The organism is Photorhabdus sp. RM96S (genome assembly GCF_042879335.1).
GTDB classification, from domain to species: Bacteria; Pseudomonadota; Gammaproteobacteria; order Enterobacterales; family Enterobacteriaceae; genus Photorhabdus; species Photorhabdus kayaii.
In genome coordinates this window covers 26682-46760 of record NZ_JBHFKT010000011.1, presented here as the reverse complement: position 1 = coordinate 46760, position 20079 = coordinate 26682, and the positions used below count along the sequence as shown (strand labels likewise).

The 20079-nt window shown below is 41.6% G+C and carries 13 protein-coding genes and 2 pseudogenes; 11 read left to right on the top strand and 4 right to left on the bottom strand.

Translation table 11 applies throughout. The features are described from left to right. Positions 1 to 211: 211 nt before the first annotated feature. A complete protein-coding gene (locus ACGF49_RS08840) occupies positions 212 to 2197 on the top strand; it encodes a sigma 54-interacting transcriptional regulator (protein WP_228902446.1) in 1986 nt (661 codons plus the stop codon). 254 nt (positions 2198 to 2451) lie between these two features. Here the strand turns inward: ACGF49_RS08840 and ACGF49_RS08835 are convergent, their stop codons facing one another. The 3 genes from ACGF49_RS08835 to ACGF49_RS08825 all read right to left on the bottom strand — a co-directional run bounded on the left by ACGF49_RS08835 (position 2452) and on the right by ACGF49_RS08825 (position 7588). Continuing rightward, entirely contained in the window at positions 2452 to 2964 is a 513-nt protein-coding gene (locus ACGF49_RS08835; RefSeq protein ID WP_113043884.1) for a sigma-70 family RNA polymerase sigma factor, read from the bottom strand. A gap of 946 nt (positions 2965 to 3910) precedes the next feature. Further along, positions 3911 to 4549 carry a LysE family translocator gene (locus ACGF49_RS08830; RefSeq protein WP_228902448.1) on the bottom strand — a complete coding sequence of 213 codons (639 nt, stop codon included), beginning with the start codon at positions 4547 to 4549 and terminating at the stop codon, positions 3911 to 3913. Positions 4550 to 5299: 750 nt separating this feature from the next. Next, the gene (locus tag ACGF49_RS08825) at positions 5300 to 7588 is read right to left on the bottom strand and encodes a TonB-dependent hemoglobin/transferrin/lactoferrin family receptor (protein ID WP_228900472.1); all 2289 of its coding nucleotides are present in this window, start codon (positions 7586 to 7588) and stop codon (positions 5300 to 5302) included. A gap of 266 nt (positions 7589 to 7854) precedes the next feature. On the opposite strand from ACGF49_RS08825, the pseudogene ACGF49_RS08820 reads away from it, so the two are divergent. Continuing rightward, a pseudogene (locus tag ACGF49_RS08820) lies at positions 7855 to 8145 on the top strand (DNA polymerase IV); the annotation flags it as partial. A 36-nt stretch (positions 8146 to 8181) separates the two neighbouring features. On the opposite strand, the gene pepD reads toward ACGF49_RS08820, so the two are convergent. Next, positions 8182 to 9657, bottom strand: coding sequence for a beta-Ala-His dipeptidase (pepD, locus tag ACGF49_RS08815; protein ID WP_113043887.1), 1476 nt, complete (start codon positions 9655 to 9657; stop codon positions 8182 to 8184). Positions 9658 to 9881: 224 nt separating this feature from the next. Between pepD and gpt the strand changes: the two genes are divergently transcribed. From gpt to recA, 9 genes and pseudogenes are all read left to right on the top strand, one after another. Further along, complete coding sequence (gene gpt, locus ACGF49_RS08810) at positions 9882 to 10343, top strand: xanthine phosphoribosyltransferase (protein ID WP_113043888.1); 462 nt, start codon at positions 9882 to 9884, stop codon at positions 10341 to 10343. A gap of 14 nt (positions 10344 to 10357) precedes the next feature. Then, positions 10358 to 11605 (top strand): esterase FrsA, encoded by a 1248-nt coding sequence (gene frsA, locus ACGF49_RS08805; protein WP_113043889.1) that lies wholly within the window; start codon positions 10358 to 10360, stop codon positions 11603 to 11605. Positions 11606 to 11805: 200 nt separating this feature from the next. Continuing rightward, complete coding sequence (gene proB, locus ACGF49_RS08800) at positions 11806 to 12909, top strand: glutamate 5-kinase (RefSeq protein ID WP_113043905.1); 1104 nt, start codon at positions 11806 to 11808, stop codon at positions 12907 to 12909. Positions 12910 to 12918: 9 nt separating this feature from the next. Continuing rightward, complete coding sequence (gene proA, locus ACGF49_RS08795; protein ID WP_113043890.1) at positions 12919 to 14172, top strand: glutamate-5-semialdehyde dehydrogenase; 1254 nt, start codon at positions 12919 to 12921, stop codon at positions 14170 to 14172. Positions 14173 to 14348: 176 nt separating this feature from the next. Beyond that, a complete protein-coding gene (gene aroL, locus ACGF49_RS08790) occupies positions 14349 to 14873 on the top strand; it encodes a shikimate kinase AroL (protein WP_271859026.1) in 525 nt (174 codons plus the stop codon). 99 nt (positions 14874 to 14972) lie between these two features. Then, positions 14973 to 16850 (top strand): annotated as a pseudogene (aas, locus tag ACGF49_RS08785) (bifunctional acyl-ACP--phospholipid O-acyltransferase/long-chain-fatty-acid--ACP ligase); the annotation flags it as partial. A gap of 68 nt (positions 16851 to 16918) precedes the next feature. Beyond that, complete coding sequence (gene lplT / locus ACGF49_RS08780; RefSeq protein WP_191214956.1) at positions 16919 to 18088, top strand: lysophospholipid transporter LplT; 1170 nt, start codon at positions 16919 to 16921, stop codon at positions 18086 to 18088. 10 nt (positions 18089 to 18098) lie between these two features. Next, complete coding sequence (gene pncC, locus ACGF49_RS08775) at positions 18099 to 18656, top strand: nicotinamide-nucleotide amidase (protein WP_271859025.1); 558 nt, start codon at positions 18099 to 18101, stop codon at positions 18654 to 18656. 176 nt (positions 18657 to 18832) lie between these two features. Further along, on the top strand, positions 18833 to 19900 hold the full coding sequence (gene recA / locus ACGF49_RS08770; RefSeq protein WP_112878357.1) for a recombinase RecA: 1068 nt from the start codon (positions 18833 to 18835) through the stop codon (positions 19898 to 19900). Positions 19901 to 20079: the final 179 nt, after the last annotated feature.

Here is a 20079-nt window from a genome sequence, read left to right as displayed (position 1 = left end):
GCGTGGAAGTTAATTCTTATCACATTGAAAAATAGCATTTAATTTTTATAAAAATATTTCCTATGGAGATAAATTGAACTATTAGGGAATTAGGATTTTTCGTATTATTATGAAATTTCATAGCTTAAATTATGAAATTTCATATACCCTATGGATTTAAAGATGCATCGCGACGGCCAGGGAGTGAATCCTAGGGAGCATAGGTAACTATGTGACCGGGGTGAGTGAGTGCAGCCAACAAAGAGGCAACTTGAAAGATGACGGGTATAGTATGAATACGACTGACTTTATCTCGGATTGGGTAGTTTATGAAGACTCGATTCGCCCGTTGGTATTTGAACACACGTCACAGGCATTAATTGTGCTAGATCCACATCAAAACCAGTTTATTGATGTGAATATTAGCGCCACCCAATTATTACAATATGAACGTCATGAAATTATTCAAAAAACGGTGACTTCCATTTTTGGTCATTTCAGACAACTGCCGTACCTTGTGGTATTTACCGAGGAAGCTTTGACAAAAGGTCGGGCCTGGAACAATCAGTTGTATATCTTTGATAAAAACGGTGAAAAAATCCAATTGGATATTACTTCTGTTTCATTGTCCTATAAAAATAAAACCTTGCTGATATGGTCGCTGGTGGATGTCAAAGATTTAGAACTGCGCCAACTCAATAAAAATACCGATAAAGCCATTCGTACAGGTTTAAAAGAATCGCAAGCCTTACAAGAGCTATTTATTGACTCTGACACAGGCAAGCATTTATTGCTGAGTTCAGTCGGTGACGGTATTTACAGTATTAACAAACAAGGTTTGTGTACCTTTATTAATCCTGTCGGGGCTAAAATGTTGGGGCTGCAACCTGAAGATGTATTGAGTGACAATATCCATAAGGTTCATCACCATACCCATGAAAATGGCGAACCTTATCCTGAAGAAGAGTGCCCGATTTATGCAGCGGTGCATGACGGTATTGTGCATGAAGGGGTTCAGGAAATTTTTTGGCGTCGTGATGGTAGTTGCTTTCCAGTGGAATTCACCAGTACCCCAGTGATTCGTGACAGTGAAATTATTGGCGCGGTAGTGGTGTTCCGTGATATTACCGATCGGCTGAATACTGAAAGGCAATTGACCCATGCCCTTGAAGAACTACAAGATTTAAAAAGTCGACTGGAACAGCAAAATGAATATCTGCAAGAGGAAATTTTACATGAAAATCAATATGATGAAATTATTGGCAGGAGTGTATCCATTTTACAGATTATTGAAAAAATCAAGGTGGTTGCTTCAACCGATGCCAATGTGATGATTTATGGTGAATCAGGTACAGGCAAGGAGCTGATTGCTCGTGCTATTCACCAATCCAGTCACCGTAAACAGCAACCACTTATTCGGGTCAATTGTGCTGCCATTCCTTCGGAACTGTTTGAAAGTGAATTTTTCGGACATGTTAAAGGTGCATTTACTGGGGCTGTGCGTGACCGTGCCGGGCGTTTTGAATTGGCGGATCAGGGCACACTGTTTTTAGATGAAATTGGTGAAATTCCTATCGAGCTACAAAGTAAATTGCTGCGTGTATTGCAGGAAGGGACCTTTGAACGAGTCGGTGAAGAAAAAACGCGACATGTGGATGTGCGGATTATTGCCGCCACCAACCGCAATTTAAAAGAAGAAGTTAAATACAAACGCTTTCGTGAAGACCTGTATTTCCGTTTAAATGTATTTCCGATTTATTCACCGGCTTTACGTGACCGTAAAGAAGATATTCCACTTTTGGTTACGCATTTTACTAAGTTGATTTGTGACAAGCGTAAAATTAATTATCTCCCATTTTCACAAAGGCATATTTTAGAATTACTGCAATATGACTGGCCTGGCAATATTCGTGAATTGCAAAATGTCATTGAACGCGCCCTAATTATAGCGAAACAAGGCACTGTTTCCTTTAAATACTTGCTAGAACAAGATCAACAGCAAAATGAAACTACGCATCAGAATATTCACAATAAACTTCAACAAATTGAAATCGTGCTGACCATGCAGCAACTGAAAGACTTGGAAATTAAAAACTTCTCTCTTGCCGTTAAACAATGCAAAGGGAAAATTTTTGGTGATGATGGTGCAGCAAAATTATTGGGAATAAACCCAACGACATTGATCTCACGCTTAAAGAAATTGGGTATTGATTATTAAAAAGCTTATCTTGAGTTTGGAAAATACGTTTTATATGTATTAGCACCTTATTTACTAGCGGCAAAAACCCGTAAAAAACTGCGGACTCAATGCGGGCGGGGATATAAGGGGGAGCTAACCCGGTGTTTTCTGTGATTCTACATACGCCTTTAGTGTCTCGATGGTCGCACCGTCTGCACCACAGGCGAAACGAAATAAGAGTGTGATTATAGCCCCCACTATCAGACTGCTTTCGCAGAACGGTTTTTTGAATTTTAAGTGAGAATTTGAATTTTTTTACATTTGTTATGCGCTCGTTGCAAATACTGTTTTACTGAACTGGCAGAAACCTGAAGTTGATCCGCTATTTCGCTATAACGTAGACCTTGTAGCTGTGCCAGCAAAAAAGCGCTTTTTACTTGAACTGGCAATTTATCAAGAGTGATATCGAGTTTTTCAAGCTGTTCAAATGTGGCGATGCTGCTTTCAGCAGAAGGCATAGTCATTTCTGGTGTCGAGTTTATATACTTTAAATAGTTCTCTTCGGTCTTTCTTCGACGGTAATAGTTGGCAACCAGACAGCGGGCCACGGTCGCCAGAAAAGGCCGTGGTTGGCGGATGTCTGACAAATTTGAACTTGACAGAACGTTCAGGAAAGTGTCCTGAGTGAGATCCTCAGCATGGCACGGGCAAGGGATTTTATGACGTAGCCAGTTATATAACCAGTCATGATGTTCAAAATAAAACTGTTGAGCATAATGATTAAATTCAGAATTAAGTTTAGGCATATCTTTGGTGTTGGTATTATGATTTCCAACAATTTGGCTATATGAAAATGATTATTATTTTCATATGACCATCATCTGTCAAGCTGTTGGCCTTAAGTGAGTTCCCTTACGGCATTTTGCCGCAACCGGATGGGTTTTTAAAATCGAGAAAAAGCGCAAGTGTGTCATGAAAAAACAGATAAAACTTTAATCATTAAAGGTAAAAGGCAGTGATTAGGTTTTTTCAAAGCGGGTAGAAAATTCGATATTACACTGAAATTGAGCGAGAAAATTAATAATGTTTTCAACCGGGTAATAAACTTTCCTATAAACCGATTACATCATCAATCATGAAAAATCGGAGTAATAAAATCCGTAAATAAATGATTTAAACGAATATTAATCGGGTTACTTTCAGCGTTGTTATGTCGTGTTTATTATGCAAAACCAACATCTTAAATACGCCGGTTTAAATTTTTCACACTGATTTAATCATTCCAATAGCATTGTTTTTCTACGGTTCGATTTAAACCATTTCTCTTTTATGTTTTTAATATGATTTCATGATAAAATTAACTCATATTGTTGTTTTATAAGCAATTTAATCGTTGTTTTAACATTTAAATATCCGTTTAATCGTTATAACCTTGCTGTCTGATTAATCTGCCAGATTTTTACCATCGTTGATGCAATAAAGCATTTTCATCTATTCCTGTCTAACAACAGCTATCAGCAATTTTTCTTTATAAGGAAATCGACTGATCATCCAGTCGGCAATATTGCTTTATAATTTAATTTAGTGGTCGCCTAAGCAACCACCTTTAAAATGGAATGGCAATTACATAAAATCGTAAATAGTATCTTTTTATCCGTTTTCATGCTGATTACAGTAATCATTTCGTCTATTACCGAACAAGTTGTATATTAGTATTGAGATGTTCGTTGCCAATCCCTATTTTGGAGAAATTCAAACAGACATAAATAATAACCGAACAGCAAATCCGATCAGCACCAGTCCCATCACCCGCTCGAACCAATACCCTTTCCGTATGAATTTATTACGAATCACTATATTAGAAAAAATAACACTGACCAATACAAACCATACCGCATTGACCACACACATCCACACCCCATAAAACATTTGTATTGGGATAGGTGTATTGCTACTCACTACAGTCGTGAAAACTGCCAAAAAGAACAACGTCGCCTTAGGATTAAGGGCGTTTGTCATAAACCCCATCAGAAATGCTTTCCATCTACTCTGTGAAGCTTGAACAATTCCCTCACTCTCTAAGACAGCCACATCGGTAGGCTTACTCCTGATAAATTTGATACCGAGCCATATGATGTAAGTTCCCCCAACAAGTTTTGCTAATTCCATTAACCACGGAGTGGTATGCAGCAATGCACTAACCCCCACTAGTGTATAGATGACGTGTACTGATATTCCCGCTCCGATACCCACTGCCGTACACATCCCAGCCCAGCGACCAAACCTCACACTTTGTCGTATGGTAACCGCGAAATCTGGCCCCGGAGCTACCACTGCCAGAAAATGAATCACCGCCAGTCCTAGAAATTCCCCCCAATAGTTATGCAACATATTAACTCCAGAATGACAGCGGGTTTGCTGCTCCGCGGTAGCCAATAAAACATGACAAACTCAAACGTAGATCGTCTACACCAGCAGTCACGGCGTGCATACATTGAGAGTTAAAGATCAAAAGATCACCCACATCCGGTTGGATTTCTAGTGCTGGTTTACCAAGTTATCACCAGTCAGTACCGGACTGGACAGATAAATGCGTTCCGTCATATTCTATTTTCGGGGTATAGTAAAATATATCTAATGGTATTTGATAAAGATATTAAGTTCAAGCACTAGAGAAATAGGTATTGATTTCTGCGGAATTTATAAAATCTGCTTTTTTGTCGGCGGAAAAAAATAATAACTCTGACAGTGTACACATGGAAATATCAATTAACATTTCTTACTACAAGATATAGAGTAAGAAAAAAATATATATAAATAAGTGTGTTAAAAGGATAGTTAAATCATGTGACGTAAAAAAACCTAAATAAGATGAACCATACGATAAAATAATAAGAGTCTTAATTTAACAGGTATCCATTCTGACGACAACATACCTTTTTCAATTAAAGAAATGACTATTTTATCAATCAAGGTAATTATTGTTAAATAAAACTAATAACTTATTCAACTAAATAAGTGTGATTTTTCAGAAGAGCAGTTAGTCGCGATATTTCAGCGTCAGGGCGAGAAATAAACCTGGAGAGCTGAATGGTCAGCAGTCTGAGTTCCCTCAAACAGAGGGAACTATCAGGTGAGAAATCAGAACTTTTGTGAGACGCTGAATTTAATGTTACGTCCAATCCCGGAAACCGATTCACTGAGATATGGGTGATAATCCCGATTAAACAGGTTATTTACTGTTACACGAGCTTCAAAACCTTGCCAGAAATTGGGTTGCCAACTGGCGAATAAACCATGCAGTGCATAACCTTTGCTTTTGGGTATTGACCAAAGTCTTGCCATTGGATCGCCATCTTTAGGCGATCTGTCTTGTTTACGGACAAAATCTCCGGTCCAGCCTATTGCCATCTGCCATTGAGGGATTTTTATACCTAACATGGCGCGGGCGGAGGTGGGTGGAATTTCCGCAATCCAGGTTTTATTACCCCAAGGATTGCGAGGTGAAGCATCTCTCTGACCACGGATAGTCGAATAAGAAAGTTTTCCGAACAAGGAATTGCTGTCGTAGAAAGTCTCGATTTCCAGTCCTTGAATGGTATATCCCGGTAAATTACGGTAGTTGGATAAAGGCTTTCCGCAATCCGGTGATTTACACACTATTCCGCGACGGGTAAATATTTCATCCTTGCCTCTATTACGGAATAAAGTCGTACGGATTTGCAAACTATCTTGGTCCGCCAGCAGGCTATTGAAATTCAGAATCGCACCGAAGCGTAAACCAGTTATTCTTTCTACATCCAAGTTACGGCTGGTGGCAGTGACACTTGCCTTGGCATATTGCATTTCATACTGTTCATCCACCAACGGAGCGCGCCATGTCCGGCTGATATCTGAAAATAGTGACAGGTTTTGTGTTGCTTTCCACATGATACCAAAATGAGGAGACCAGCCGGTATAGGTGACATTGCTGTAATCATGACCTACATTTGGTGAGTTATCATTGTAGATTGCCGCGATATTGGGTTTGCCAATATTGGTGATATGGTCATAGCGAACACCGGGTGTCACAGTAACACTGCCTATAACCATTGCATCCTGCAAATAGAAACTACTCGTTTTTTGCTCGCCTGAAGGCATATAGGTTGGCTGAAAATAACCATGATTATATTCAGGTTTTTTGTCTTTACTTCTATCATGGATAAGGGTATTACGTTGATTTTTATGCCAACGAACTCCAGCTAATAATGTGTGTTCTATCGGTCCGGTTATAAAAGTACTTTCATTATTTATATCTACTAGGTTATCCACATAGTCGATCCAGCTTTCATTTCCCAATGAGCCAAGAAAACCGCTGTGAGCTTTTTCAGAGCGTTTATCATGCTGTTCTGTTTTCGAATAGGCATAGGTTGCTGTCAGGTTAAGTAACGGATTGTCTTCTGGCGCAATATTCCATTTGGCTGTGTAATTTTGGTCTGTTTGATCACGATAAACCAATTTCCGGCGCCAGGCTTCATTCCAACCATATTTTTCAACATCGGCTTCTGACGGAACGGCTATCTCATCACGTTTTGCTGCCCACGGCTGCCAACCATCAGAATCAGAACGCATAGCGGAAAGTGTCAATGTATTAGCATCGTTCAGGTAAAAATTCGTTTTCAATAAATAGGATGCCTGATCACTTTTAGAGAAAACAAAGCGGGTACCATCCGGTCGTTTAATATTGCCGCCATCTCGTTTGCTCATATATAACAGACCGTCAGCAAAGCCTTCTATTGTCCGGCCATAAACTGCGCTGCTATAAATATTTTGGCGATCATTAGTGTGATAACTGTATTTCAACAATCCACCAAAATCTTCTCCCGGCCGTAATAAATCACTGGCATCTTTGGTGACAACTTTAACTGTTCCGCCAAATCCGCCATTACCATCAAGTAGATTATGTGGGCCTTTATCGACATCGATTCGCTTGATTAATTCGGGCTCAATAAAGATAGAGCCTTGGCGATATTTTTCGAAGCCTTTCGGTGCGTCATCTAAGGTGATTTTAACGTCTTCTGTATCACCCATTCCCCAGATATTCAGAGTTTGGCCGCCTGGACGAGGCGATCCTGACATAGAAACGCCGGGAAGTTGATCGAGCAGCTCGGCAATATTATCTGCTTGGGTACGTTCAATATCCTCTTTTTTCAATACGGAGCTTCCGGCACTGACGCTATTATTCAATCCGCCAATAACAGAAAGTGTAGAAAGTGTGATGACTTTCTCTGATTTTTCCGGTTTTTCTTTTGATTTTTGCTCTTCATTTTCCTGTGCAGCCAGATAACCTGGCAGGCCCGTACTCAGCATAATTATGCTTGATAAAGCATAATGAAGAGGGCGATTAATTGGCTGTGTAGTCGCTGTAGTTGAGGTTTTTTGTTTTTTCATTGTTATAAGCATCCTTGGAATGTCGTTAAATAGAAAAGTTGCACTTATAAGATAGGTCACTTAACGCAAGGAATCGGGCAGTAAAAAGTTAATAACGGTATTAATTATTTTGTTGATCAAGATATTTTCAAATCTGAGCTAAAAGCGTCTGTTAACAGTAACTCTTGATGTTGTTACTAGATTGCTCTTGAGTCTATTTTTATGTATGTTTATACAGTCATTGTTGATAGGCTAAAGCAGAATGCGAAAGATTATTCATATTGATATGGGAACAGTGTACTGAACTGATAGAAAGTTTATATCTGGAATTAGAAAAACGATTGGGTAACGTTAAACCTGATCTGCGGATTGCCCGTCAGGGGGTTAAACTGAAATTTGATGATTTTCAACTCACCACTCAGGAGCATGTTCATCCATTATTGGATAAACAGGATTTACTGCAATTGGCCCAGAAAACATGGATATCTCGCCGGGAAGGGCGTGGCGTTCGTTTAGTGGGTTTGCACGTGACTTTGCAGGACCCAGAAATTGAGCGGCAACTCTTGCTTGAATGGTAATTCCCCTGCCATCACATCGAGGCAGGGGAGAGCTGATTAAGCCTTTTCAGGAATAGCTTTCAGAATTGCAGTCAGCAGTTGCCAATATTGCCCGACACTCTTGATGTGCACTTGTTCGTCAGGAGAGTGAGCGCCCGTAATGGTTGGCCCGATAGATACCATGTCCATATCAGGATAAGGTTTCTTGAATAGGCCACATTCCAGCCCTGCATGGATCACCATAATATTGGGTGTCTTATCGAATAACTGTTGATAAGTTTCACTGACTAAGTGCATTACAGGAGAACTTGCATCTGGCTGCCAGCCGGGATAATCACCTTTAGCGGAAATCTCAGCATTCGACAGTTGAGCTAGTGAAGAGAGCATACCTATGACATAGGACTTGCCGCTGTCGATGAGCGAACGGATTAAGCAAATGATATTCACCTTATCTTGTTCCATTGCAACAACGCCCACGTTTAGCGAAGTTTCTACTACACCTTTGATGACATCACTCAAACGGATAACGCCATTAGGGGTACTGTTTAGCAATGAGATAAAACGGCTTTGGCAGTCATCAGTTAATGCCTGAATGTCGGTTTCGACCTCTTCCAATAATACAGTCAGGTTTTTCTCAACGATGGCATACTCATTTTTCAGTATATCCAAGTACTTATCTTTCAGTTGGATAAGCTGTGCTGCTTTATCGGCGGGGATGGCAACAATAACATGGCCTTCTCGTGGAATGGCATTACGCAGCGTACCGCCTTGGAAGTCGAGCAGTTTTAGCCCCAATTCCTGAGTATGGGCGGCAAGGAAGCGAGCCAGTAGTTTGTTGGCATTACCCAGTCCTAAATGAATATCACAACCGGAATGCCCGCCCTTTAGCCCTTTGATTATCAGTTTTAGTGTCTTGTAGTGAGCCGGAACAGCTTCACGAGTCAATGCTAAAGTGGTGGTAAAATCGATACCTCCAGCACAACCCATGTAGATTTCCCCTTCTTCCTCTGAATCGGTATTGATTAAGATATCAGCTTGAAGCCAGCCCGGTTGCAAGCCAAAAGCACCATCCATTCCGGCTTCTTCCGTCATGGTCAATAAAACTTCTAGCGGGCCATGTTTTACATTGTCATCAGCCAGTACAGCCAACGCTGATGCCAGGCCAATACCGTTATCAGCCCCCAGAGTTGTACCTTGGGCAGTAACCCATTCACCATCAACATAAGGACGGATAGGATCTTTAGTGAAATCGTGCACTGTATCGTTGTTTTTCTGTGGCACCATATCAAGATGTGCTTGCAGAACAACTGCTTTACGATTTTCCAACCCTTTACTGGCTGGCTTTCTGATCAGAATATTGCCAACTTGATCACGTTCAACGTGCAACTCTTTTTCTTGCGCCCATTGAACAATGTGGGTTGCCAGCGCTTCTTCATGGTAAGAAGGGTGAGGAATAGAGCAGATTTTGGCAAAGATGTCCCATAGAGGTTGAGGGGATAATTGTGATAGTTCTGATTGTGATAGTTCTGACACGACGAATCTCCTATGACTGCATCTCAATTAAGTTTCTATATGATGAGCGCTTAACGCCATGATGTTATTGGACTCAGAATACCACTTTACTTTTGTTAAGAATAATACGATTCATCGATTCCCTGTTTCCGCTAGTTTTTACAGACCTAAGTCACTATAATTCGCGCAACTTTTTTTGCGAGATGCTTTTCTAAAGTATTCTTAAGTTATCGGGATCAATTCTTATGAGCGAAAAATATGTCGTAACTTGGGATATGTTGCAAATACATGCCCGTAAATTGGCACAACGTTTACTTCCTGTCGAACAGTGGAAAGGCATCATTGCTGTGAGTCGTGGTGGCCTTGTCCCTGGAGCGCTTCTGGCGCGTGAATTGGGTATCCGTCATGTAGATACAGTCTGTATTTCCAGCTATGACCATAATAATCAACGTGAGCTGAAAGTTCTGAAAAAAGCAGAAGGCGATGGTGAAGGTTTTATCGTTGTGGATGATCTGGTTGATACTGGAGGTACTGCTCAGGCCATCCGTGAAATATATCCAAAAGCCCATTTTGTGACTATTTTTGCAAAGCCGGAAGGCCAACCGCTGGTTGATGATTATATTGTTGATATTCCTCAAGATACTTGGATCGAGCAGCCTTGGGATATGAGTGTAGTATTCGTTCCACCAATTTGTGAAGGTAAATAACATCAGCATTAGTTATGGCAAATCGGAACCTTTCAGAATCACTTTTTAAGCCAAGACAAAAACATCAGGAAACCTCCACGCTGGTAAAGCACCGCGATCCTCGGTTAATTGCGGGTAATTACAGTACGTTGGATGGTAATAGTCATGGTAGCTGGTATCGTATGATTAACCGGCTGATGTGGATTTGGCGAGAAATTGATCCGTTTGAAATAGAAGAAGTGTTGTGCCGGATTGCCATGACAAACGCGCAGCGCAGTGATGATAATTTACTGGATACGGTGATTGGGTATCGTAAAGGTAACTGGGTTTTTGAGTGGTCACATCAGGCGATGTTGTGGCAACAGAGAGCGTTGCAGGCAGAGCAGACCCCAGAAGCTGGCAATTTCTGGTTGAAAGCGGCTAATTTGTATAGCATCGCTGGTTATCCCCATCTTAAGGGTGATGAGTTGTCTCAGCAGGCCGTCATTTTAGCCAATAAAGCTTATGAAAATGCAGCTCGTTGTTCTGGCTATCAGTTGAGAAAAATAGAGTTCAAACTCAAGGAAGGTGGTTGTGTGACTGGCTTCCTTCATCTGCCTCAGCAACTGCAAAGTCCTTCTCCAACTATTTTGGTTTGTGGCAGTTTGGATAATTTGCAAAGCGATTATTATCGGCTATTCCGTGATTATCTGGCGCCGCTTGGATTTGTGATGTTAACTGTAGATATGCCCTCGATTGGTCACTCTTCACGTCTGAGGCTGACACAGGATACTTGTATTCTCCATCAACAAATCATCCATCAACTGGATGAAATTCCCTGGATTGACCACACCAGGATTGGCCTATTTGGTTTTCGCTTTGGTGCCAATATTGCCGTCCGGTTGGCCTATTTGGAATCTAAACGTATCAAGGGTGTTGCAACTCTTGGCGCTATCGTTCATGAGTGGCTCACTAGCGTTGAGCGTCAACAAAATTCACCTTCGATGTATCTTGATATGTTTGCTAGCAGACTGGGTATTTATAATGTGGATGAAAAGGCGTTTCGTCTCGAACTCGGCTGTTATTCCCTTAAAAAACAAGGTTTGTTAGGTCGGCGTTGTTCCGTTCCCATGTTAGCGGGTTATTGGCAGAATGATATTTTCAGCCCGAAAGAAGAATCTAAGCTGATAGCAATGTCATCAATGGATAGTAAATTACTGGCTATTCCGACAACGCCTGTTTATAACAGTTTCAATAAGGCGTTATGGGAGATGAGTCAATGGTTGAAAAATAAAGTCTGTTGATGAAATGTCCGTTACTTGTTGATTATTAACTGCTTTATTTTATAAAGATTTCATGCGCTTTCGGATAAAGTGGACAGCATTAATTTGTTCTAAGCTCCTATATTTTTCAATTTAACATTATGATGCCTGTTGGCATAACGCTTCTCTCCTGTTAAAACTGAGCACTGTTTTTTTAATTTAAATCTAATGGCAAAAATATGATGAATAGCAGCCAAACATTGGTTGTGAAACTGGGGACGAGTGTACTGACAGGCGGCTCTCGTCGCCTGAATCGAGCTCATATTGTAGAACTGGTAAGACAATGTGCTCAGCAACATGAAAAAGGTCATCGCATTATTATTGTGACTTCCGGTGCTATTGCGGCAGGGAGGGAACATTTGGGCTATCCGGATCTACCTGCAACGATTGCATCCAAGCAATTGCTGGCGGCGGTCGGTCAAAGTCGGTTGATTCAGTTGTGGGAGCAGCTCTTTTCTATTTATGGTATCCATGTTGGGCAAATGTTATTGACCCGGGCGGATTTAGAAGATCGCGAACGTTTTTTAAATGCCAGAGATACCTTACAGGCTTTGCTCGATAATCGCATTGTGCCTGTAATTAATGAGAATGATGCCGTTGCGACAGCGGAAATTAAAGTTGGTGATAATGATAATTTATCTGCACTAGTGGCAATTCTGGCGGGAGCCGATAAATTGTTATTGCTGACGGATATTGAAGGGCTATATACCGCTGATCCGCGTAGCAATCCAGACGCAAAACTTATCCCGGAAATTTATGACATCAGCGATGAATTACGTATGGTTGCTGGTGATAGCATTTCCGGTTTAGGGACGGGAGGAATGGCAACTAAGCTTCAAGCTGCGGGGATTGCAGGTCGCGCTGGTATTGATGTCATTATTGCCGCGGGTAATAAACCAGATGTCATCTCTGATGTCATTGAAGGTAATCCAATAGGTACTCGCTTTCATGGGTTGGAAAGCCCGATGGAAAATCGCAAGCGTTGGATTTTTGGCGCACCTCCGGCGGGTGAAATTATTGTAGATCATGGCGCTGAAACAGCAATCTGCGAAAAAGGCAGCTCTTTATTACCGAAAGGGATTAAAAATATTAAAGGTGATTTCTCCCGTGGAGAGGTTATCTGCATTCGTAGTCTGTCTGGTAAAGATTTGGCGCATGGTGTTTGCCGTTATAACAGTGATGCTCTACGTTTAATTGCAGGCCACCATTCACAACAGATAAGCCAAATCCTCGGTTATGAATATGGTGCTGTTGCGGTTCATCGTGACGACATGATCGTAAGTTAAGGATTTATAATGTTAGAACAAATGGGAAAGGCTGCCAGGGAAGCTGCATGGCAACTGGTACAGCTAAGTACAAAACAGAAAAATCAGGCATTAATTCGCATTGCAGATTTACTGGAGCAGGAAAGTGCAATCATTCTTGAAGCTAATCAGCTTGATATGATTCAGGCCCGTGAACAGGGCATGAGCGAAGCATTGTTGGATCGTCTATTATTGACGCCGGAACGTTTGACCGCGATAGCTCACGATGTTCGTCAGGTATGCGGTTTATCTGACCCGGTAGGGGAAGTCATTGATGGCAGTTTGCTTGACAGTGGCTTGAGATTGGAGCGTCGCCGTGTACCGCTGGGTGTGGTCGGGGTGATTTATGAAGCACGTCCTAATGTCACCATCGATGTTGCATCTCTGTGTTTGAAAACCGGTAATGCGGTTATTTTGCGTGGAGGTAAAGAGACACATAACACCAATCAAGCGACAGTGAAAGTCATTCAGCAGGCACTTGAACAGAGTGGATTACCTACCGCAGCCGTGCAGGCGATAGATAAACCGGACCGTGAGTTAGTTATTCAGCTACTAAAAATGGATCGCTATGTGGATATGTTGATTCCACGTGGTGGGGCAGGGTTGCATAAGCTGTGCCGTGAGCAATCGACCATTCCAGTTATTACGGGTGGAATTGGCGTTTGTCATACCTTTGTCGATGAAAGTGCTGATTTTGCTAAGGCATTAACTGTAATCACTAATGCTAAGGTACAACGGCCAAGTGCCTGTAATGCTTTGGAAACATTGTTGGTACATCATAAGATTGCGGCTGATTTTCTGCCTGCATTGAGCAAGAGCATGGAAGAGCAGGGAATTACTCTGCATGCGAGTAAATCAGCAATGGTGTTTTTGAAAGATGGACCTGCTAAGGTCGTGGATGTTACAGAAGCAGATTACCGTGATGAGTGGTTATCTCTGGATATGAATGTGGAAATTGTTAGTGATATGGGGCAGGCAATTGATCATATTCGTACATATGGTACGTCCCATTCTGATGCTATTTTGACTCAATCTTTGCACAATGCTGACTATTTTGTTCGTCAGGTTGATTCTGCCGCAGTTTATGTGAATGCTAGCACTCGTTTTACTGATGGCGGCCAGTTTGGCTTGGGAGCGGAAGTTGCCGTTAGTACGCAAAAACTGCATTCCCGTGGTCCAATGGGATTAGATGCGCTGACTACGTATAAATGGATTGGTTATGGAGATGATTTAATCCGTAAGTAATGTGTTTACTGTTACCCCAGAAGCGTGTCTGGTTATATTGAAGTTTCGGTAAGATCATGCTTTTGGGGTAGCTTTTACCGTATATATTAACTTTTAATTTTACGTTGATGTAAAGTTCTGGTTACTATAGGCGTTAATATATTTTTAACGATGAAATTTATCAAGGATATCAGGCAGTGAACCAAATATTGTTTATTGTAGGTGCACGTGGAGCAGGAAAAACGACGGTTGGAAAATTATTAGCCAATGAATTATCGTACACATTTATTGACACTGATCACTATATCCAACAAACCAGTAACATGACCATTGCGGATATTGTTAACCAGCAAGGATGGCAACAATTTCGGCAATTAGAAAGTCAAGCTTTACAACAAGTTACTCAAAGCAATCGCGTTATTTCTACCGGTGGAGGGATCATTCTTTCCGCTGAAAATCGCCAATATATGCGACAAAATGGCACGGTGATTTATCTTCAAGCTTCAGCGAGCATTTTGGCTGAGCGATTAATTCAGCAACCAGAAAGTACCCAACGTCCTAGTTTGACGGGAAAATCTATTGTTGAAGAAATGGAAGAAGTGCTTGCCGCCAGAGAAAATCTCTATTGTGAATGTGCGAACCATATTATTAATGCGCACCTTTCACCGGAAAAAATTACAACTTATGTGAAAGAGATTATGTTCTCTGGAATAGTTTCCTGACACTATTTTGGTATTTTTTATAGAGAAATAAGAGTATTACAGTGTCGAATAATAAATAGTATCTTCTATTTATTTTTTCAAATGGGTTGAGATACGAATATGTTGTTTAAATTTCTAAGGCTTGTTTTTCGTTTGATGTTTCGTTTAACAGTAGAAGGAGATATTAAACAATTTAACCACCCAAAATGCCTTATCACGCCTAATCATGTCTCTTTTCTTGATGGTGTTTTGCTAACACTTTTTTTGCCGGTTAAGCCAGTATTTGCTGTCTATTCCAACATTGCAAATCGTGGTTTTATGAAACTGGTAAGTCGCTATGTTGAAATAGTTCCCTTAGACCCAATAAATCCAATGGCTGTCAGGATACTGGTTAAGGAAATAGAAAAAGGGCGGCCAATAGTTGTTTTTCCTGAGGGAAGAATTACTGTGACTGGTTCTTTGATGAAAATCTATGATGGGGCAGCTTTTATTGCGGCGATATCCGAAGCCGTTGTGGTTCCTGTTCGTTTTGAAGGGTTAGAAAGAACCCTATTCAGCCGATTAAAGGGTATTTTCAAACTTCACCTTTTTCCGAAGGTGACAATGAAAATCCTGCCTGCGACACAATTGCTGATGCCGAATGCGTCTAGTTCGGAGCAACGACGTCGTTTAGCCGGTGAGCGTTTGCATGAAATAATGATGAATGCCCGAATGGCGACCCGACCGCAAGAAACAATATTTGAATCTTTACTGGTTGCACGAAAACAATTTGGTCGTTTTAAGCCCTGTATTGAAGATGTTTCTTTTAAAGAAGACAGTTATAACAGTCTGCTTAAAAAAGTACTGGCGGCCAGTCGTATTTTGCAGCGTTTTACCTGCCAGGGGGAACGGATTGGTTTTCTTTTACCTAATGCCACTATTATGGTAGCTGCGATATTCGGGGCATCTTTGAGAGGAAGAATACCGGCTTTACTAAACTATACAACCGACAGTCATGGATTGAAGAATGCGCTAGCGGTTGCCAGTATTAAAACTATCGTGACTTCCCGGCAATTTCTGAAAAAGGAGCGATTAACACATTTATCCGAGCAGGTTACCGAGGTTAACTGGGTTTATCTTGAGGATTTGGAAAGTACAGTGACTTTGCTGGATAAATTATGGATCTTGTGGCACCTCTTTTTTCCGAAGCAAGCGATGGTGGCACAAAAACCCGATGATGATGCTTTGGTGCTATTTACGTCCGGTTCAGACGCTGTATCAAAAGGTGTCGTTCACAGTCACGCTAGTTTGTTAGCCAATGTGGAACAGATAAAAACCATTACTGATTTCAATCCACTTGACCGTTTTATGTCTTCTCTACCGCTATTTCATGCATTTGGGTTGACTGTTGGCTTATTCACTCCATTGTTGTCTGGTAGCCGAATATTCCTCTACCCAAATCCATTGCATTATCGGGTAGTACCAGAACTGGTATATGAATGTAACTGTACCGTATTATTGGGTACATCTACTTTCCTGGAGAATTATGCCTATTCTGCTCATCCGTATGACTTTGCGCGTCTTCGTTGTGTTATAGCCGGTGTTGAAAAGCTCACTGAAAATACTAAACAGATTTGGCAAGACAAATTTGGCATTCGCATTTTAGAAGGATATGGCATGACAGAGTGTGCGCCTGTCATTGCATTGAATGTGCCGATGATGGCTAAGGTCGGTACTGTTGGGCGGATTTTGCCGGCAATGGAATCCCGTTTGATTCCGGTAGCAGGAATTAAGACGGGGGGACGTTTGCAACTACGTGGCCCGAATATGATGAAGGGGTATCTGAGAGTTGGAGATCCAAATCATTTAGAACCACCAGCGGCAAAAGATGAGTATGGGAATATTCAGTTTAATTGGTTCGATACTGGAGATATTGTTTCAATTGATGAACAGGGATTTTGTACTATCCTCGGTCAGGGGAAACATTTTGTTAAACAGGAAGAAATCGTGTTATTGGAAAGTGAAGCTGAATAGGAACAATAATCGTGAATGCATCTTCCGTTGCTCAACCGCTATTAACCCGCGGTATGAAAGCTGTATTGGTGTCGCAGTTTTTTTCGGCTTTTGCCGATAATGCGTTGTTGTTTGCGATCCTGGCGCAATTGAAAGCCCAGTTTTATCCTGACTGGAGTCAGCCGATATTACAGATAGTGTTTGTCTTGGCATATATCCTATTGGCGCCTTTTGTGGGACAAATTGCTGATCGTTTCCCGAAAAATCGTGTGATGTTGTTTGCTAATAGCCTAAAGTTGTTGGGCGCGTTTACTATTTGCTTGGGATATGATCCATTTCTGGGTTATGCCTTGGTGGGCGTGGGGGCTGCATCATATTCACCGGCTAAATATGGAATCTTGGTTGAATTGACCGATGGTGATCGTTTAGTAAAGGCTAATGGTTTGATGGAAGCTTCAACGATAATTGCCATTCTTACGGGCTCTGTTGCTGGCGGTTTTTTGTCTGATTGGAATTTGGCTGTCGCACTGCTTGCTTGTGCACTGATGTATGGTATCGCTGTTGTCGCTAATTTCTTTATCCCTCGATTATCGGCGGTGCGTCAGGATAAAGGCTGGAATCTGAAAAAGGTGCTGACAGACTTTGCTTCATCCTGTTGTATTCTTTGGCATAACAAAGGAGCTCGATTTTCTTTAATTGGCACGAGTTTGTTCTGGGGTGCGGGTATAACATTGAGATTCCTATTGGTCTTATGGGTACCGGTTGTTCTGGGAGTTTCTGACAATAGCACGCCGACAATACTTAATGTGATGGTTGCTGTCGGCATTATTATTGGTGCAGGTATTGCTGCCCGTTTCATCACCCTTAAAACAGTCCACCGTTGTATGCCTGCTGGTGTTTTAATCGGCGTGATGGTGGTCATTTTTGCTGTTCAGCAAAGTATTTGGGCTTCCTACGTCTTATTAATCATTCTCGGTATTTTTGGCGGTTTGTTTATTGTTCCACTGAATGCATTATTGCAGGAAAGTGGCAGACAAACGACTGGGGCCGGTTATGCAATTGCAGTCCAGAATTTGGGTGAGAATATCGCCATGTTATTGATGCTTGGCTTGTATTCATTGGTTATTAAAATAGGCGTCCCGGTTGTTACAACAGGGATAGGCTTTGGTACTCTGTTGGCGTTGACAATCACGAGTTTGTGGATTTGGAACCGGTTTCAAAGAAATGGATCTTTTACCGGATAAAGAGAGTGTTATGAGTGAAAAAATTCTGACTCAGCTTAGTATTGAACTGGGGGAGAAGCTGAGACAGCAAAAACTGTGGGTGACCTGTGCTGAATCTTGCACCGGTGGCTGGTTGGCGAAAACAATTTCAGATATTGCCGGTAGCTCTGCTTATTTTGACCGAAGCTTTGTGACATACAGTAATAAAGCTAAGCATCAGATGCTTGGTGTGTCAGAAGCTGTTTTACAGCAACATGGGGCTGTCAGTGAACAGGTTGTGAGAGAAATGGCCGTAGGGGCACTGAAAGCCGCGCAGGCAGATCTGGCGGTTTCGGTCAGTGGCATTGCCGGGCCTGATGGCGGCAGCGAAGAAAAACCTGTTGGTACAGTGTGGTTTGGGTTTGCATATCTAACGGTAAATGGGGTAGAAGTTGTATCCCGCCGTTGTTGTTTTAATGGTGATCGAAATGAAGTACGCCTTCAAGCTGTCATTTATTCTCTGAAAACATTGTTATCAGAGATTATATACCCTATGGATTTCAAGATGGATAGCGACGGCAAGGGAGTGAATCCCCGGGAGCATAGGTAACGATGTGACCGAGGTGAGCGAGTGCAGCCAACAAAGAGGCAACTTGAAAGATAACGGGTATAAAAAATTAACTTGATGCTGTATGATTATACAGTATAATTGTAGGCAACATTTCAGTATTAAAAATTATTCATCGGCAGTGAGAGAGCCCTTTCATTGCTTACGAGGGAGTAAAAATGGCTATTGATGAAAATAAACAAAAAGCACTAGCAGCGGCACTAGGCCAAATTGAAAAACAGTTTGGTAAAGGTTCCATCATGCGTTTGGGCGAAGACCGTTCAATGGACGTTGAAACTATCTCCACGGGTTCATTGTCACTGGATATTGCATTAGGTGCTGGTGGCCTGCCGATGGGGCGTATTGTTGAAATCTATGGCCCGGAATCTTCTGGTAAGACAACGCTGACATTACAGGTGATTGCTGCGGCACAACGTGAAGGTAAAACCTGTGCGTTTATTGATGCTGAACACGCTCTTGATCCTATCTATGCTAAGAAGTTGGGTGTTGATATTGATAACCTGTTGTGTTCTCAACCCGATACGGGGGAACAGGCTCTTGAGATCTGTGATGCGTTGACACGTTCCGGCGCTGTTGATGTCATTATCGTAGACTCCGTTGCTGCCTTAACACCAAAAGCCGAAATTGAAGGGGAAATTGGCGATTCTCATATGGGGCTGGCAGCTCGAATGATGAGTCAGGCAATGCGCAAACTGGCCGGTAACTTGAAAAGCTCCAATACGTTGTTGATCTTTATCAACCAGATTCGTATGAAAATTGGTGTCATGTTTGGTAACCCTGAAACTACCACCGGTGGTAACGCGCTGAAATTCTATGCTTCTGTTCGTCTGGATATTCGCCGCATTGGTTCTGTGAAAAATGGCGAAGAGGTCGTTGGTAGCGAGACCCGTGTTAAGGTGGTAAAAAACAAAGTGGCAGCGCCATTTAAGCAAGCAGAATTCCAGATTATGTATGGCGAAGGCATTAACACTTATGGTGAATTAATCGATTTAGGTGTGAAGCATAAATTGGTGGAAAAAGCAGGCGCATGGTACAGCTATAATGGCGATAAAATTGGTCAAGGCAAAGCGAATGCGACCATCTACCTGAAAGAACATCCTGAAGTTGCTACTGAACTGGATAAAAAATTACGTGAAATGCTGTTGCACAATGCCGGAGAATTCAATAGTGCTGCTTCTGATTATGAAGCCAATGAAAACGAAGAGATGAATAACGAAGAATTCTAATCTAATAATATCGGTAGTCTCTATTCTTGTATTCAAAGCTGTAAAAGTTTTGTCATCAAACTTATACCGCGTTAATAATGACGCGGTTTCTTCTCTCCGAAAGCGAGTATTATCCATATTATGCGATCATGCTTTCAGAAAATACCTAGACGATTTACAATGCTGCCAGCGAATGGATG

Excerpts from the sequence above, each read along its gene's own strand:
- gpt (WP_113043888.1), top strand. The coding sequence starts at position 9,882 with ATGAGCGAAAAATATGTCGTAACTTGGGATATGTTGCAAATACATGCC.
- proA (WP_113043890.1), top strand. The coding sequence starts at position 12,919 with ATGTTAGAACAAATGGGAAAGGCTGCCAGGGAAGCTGCATGGCAACTG.
- lplT (WP_191214956.1), top strand. The coding sequence starts at position 16,919 with ATGAAAGCTGTATTGGTGTCGCAGTTTTTTTCGGCTTTTGCCGATAAT.
- ACGF49_RS08830 (WP_228902448.1), bottom strand. The coding sequence starts at position 4,549 with ATGTTGCATAACTATTGGGGGGAATTTCTAGGACTGGCGGTGATTCAT.
- ACGF49_RS08825 (WP_228900472.1), bottom strand. The coding sequence starts at position 7,588 with ATGAAAAAACAAAAAACCTCAACTACAGCGACTACACAGCCAATTAAT.
- frsA (WP_113043889.1), top strand. The coding sequence starts at position 10,358 with ATGGCAAATCGGAACCTTTCAGAATCACTTTTTAAGCCAAGACAAAAA.
- proB (WP_113043905.1), top strand. The coding sequence starts at position 11,806 with ATGAATAGCAGCCAAACATTGGTTGTGAAACTGGGGACGAGTGTACTG.
- pncC (WP_271859025.1), top strand. The coding sequence starts at position 18,099 with ATGAGTGAAAAAATTCTGACTCAGCTTAGTATTGAACTGGGGGAGAAG.
- recA (WP_112878357.1), top strand. The coding sequence starts at position 18,833 with ATGGCTATTGATGAAAATAAACAAAAAGCACTAGCAGCGGCACTAGGC.
- ACGF49_RS08835 (WP_113043884.1), bottom strand. The coding sequence starts at position 2,964 with ATGCCTAAACTTAATTCTGAATTTAATCATTATGCTCAACAGTTTTAT.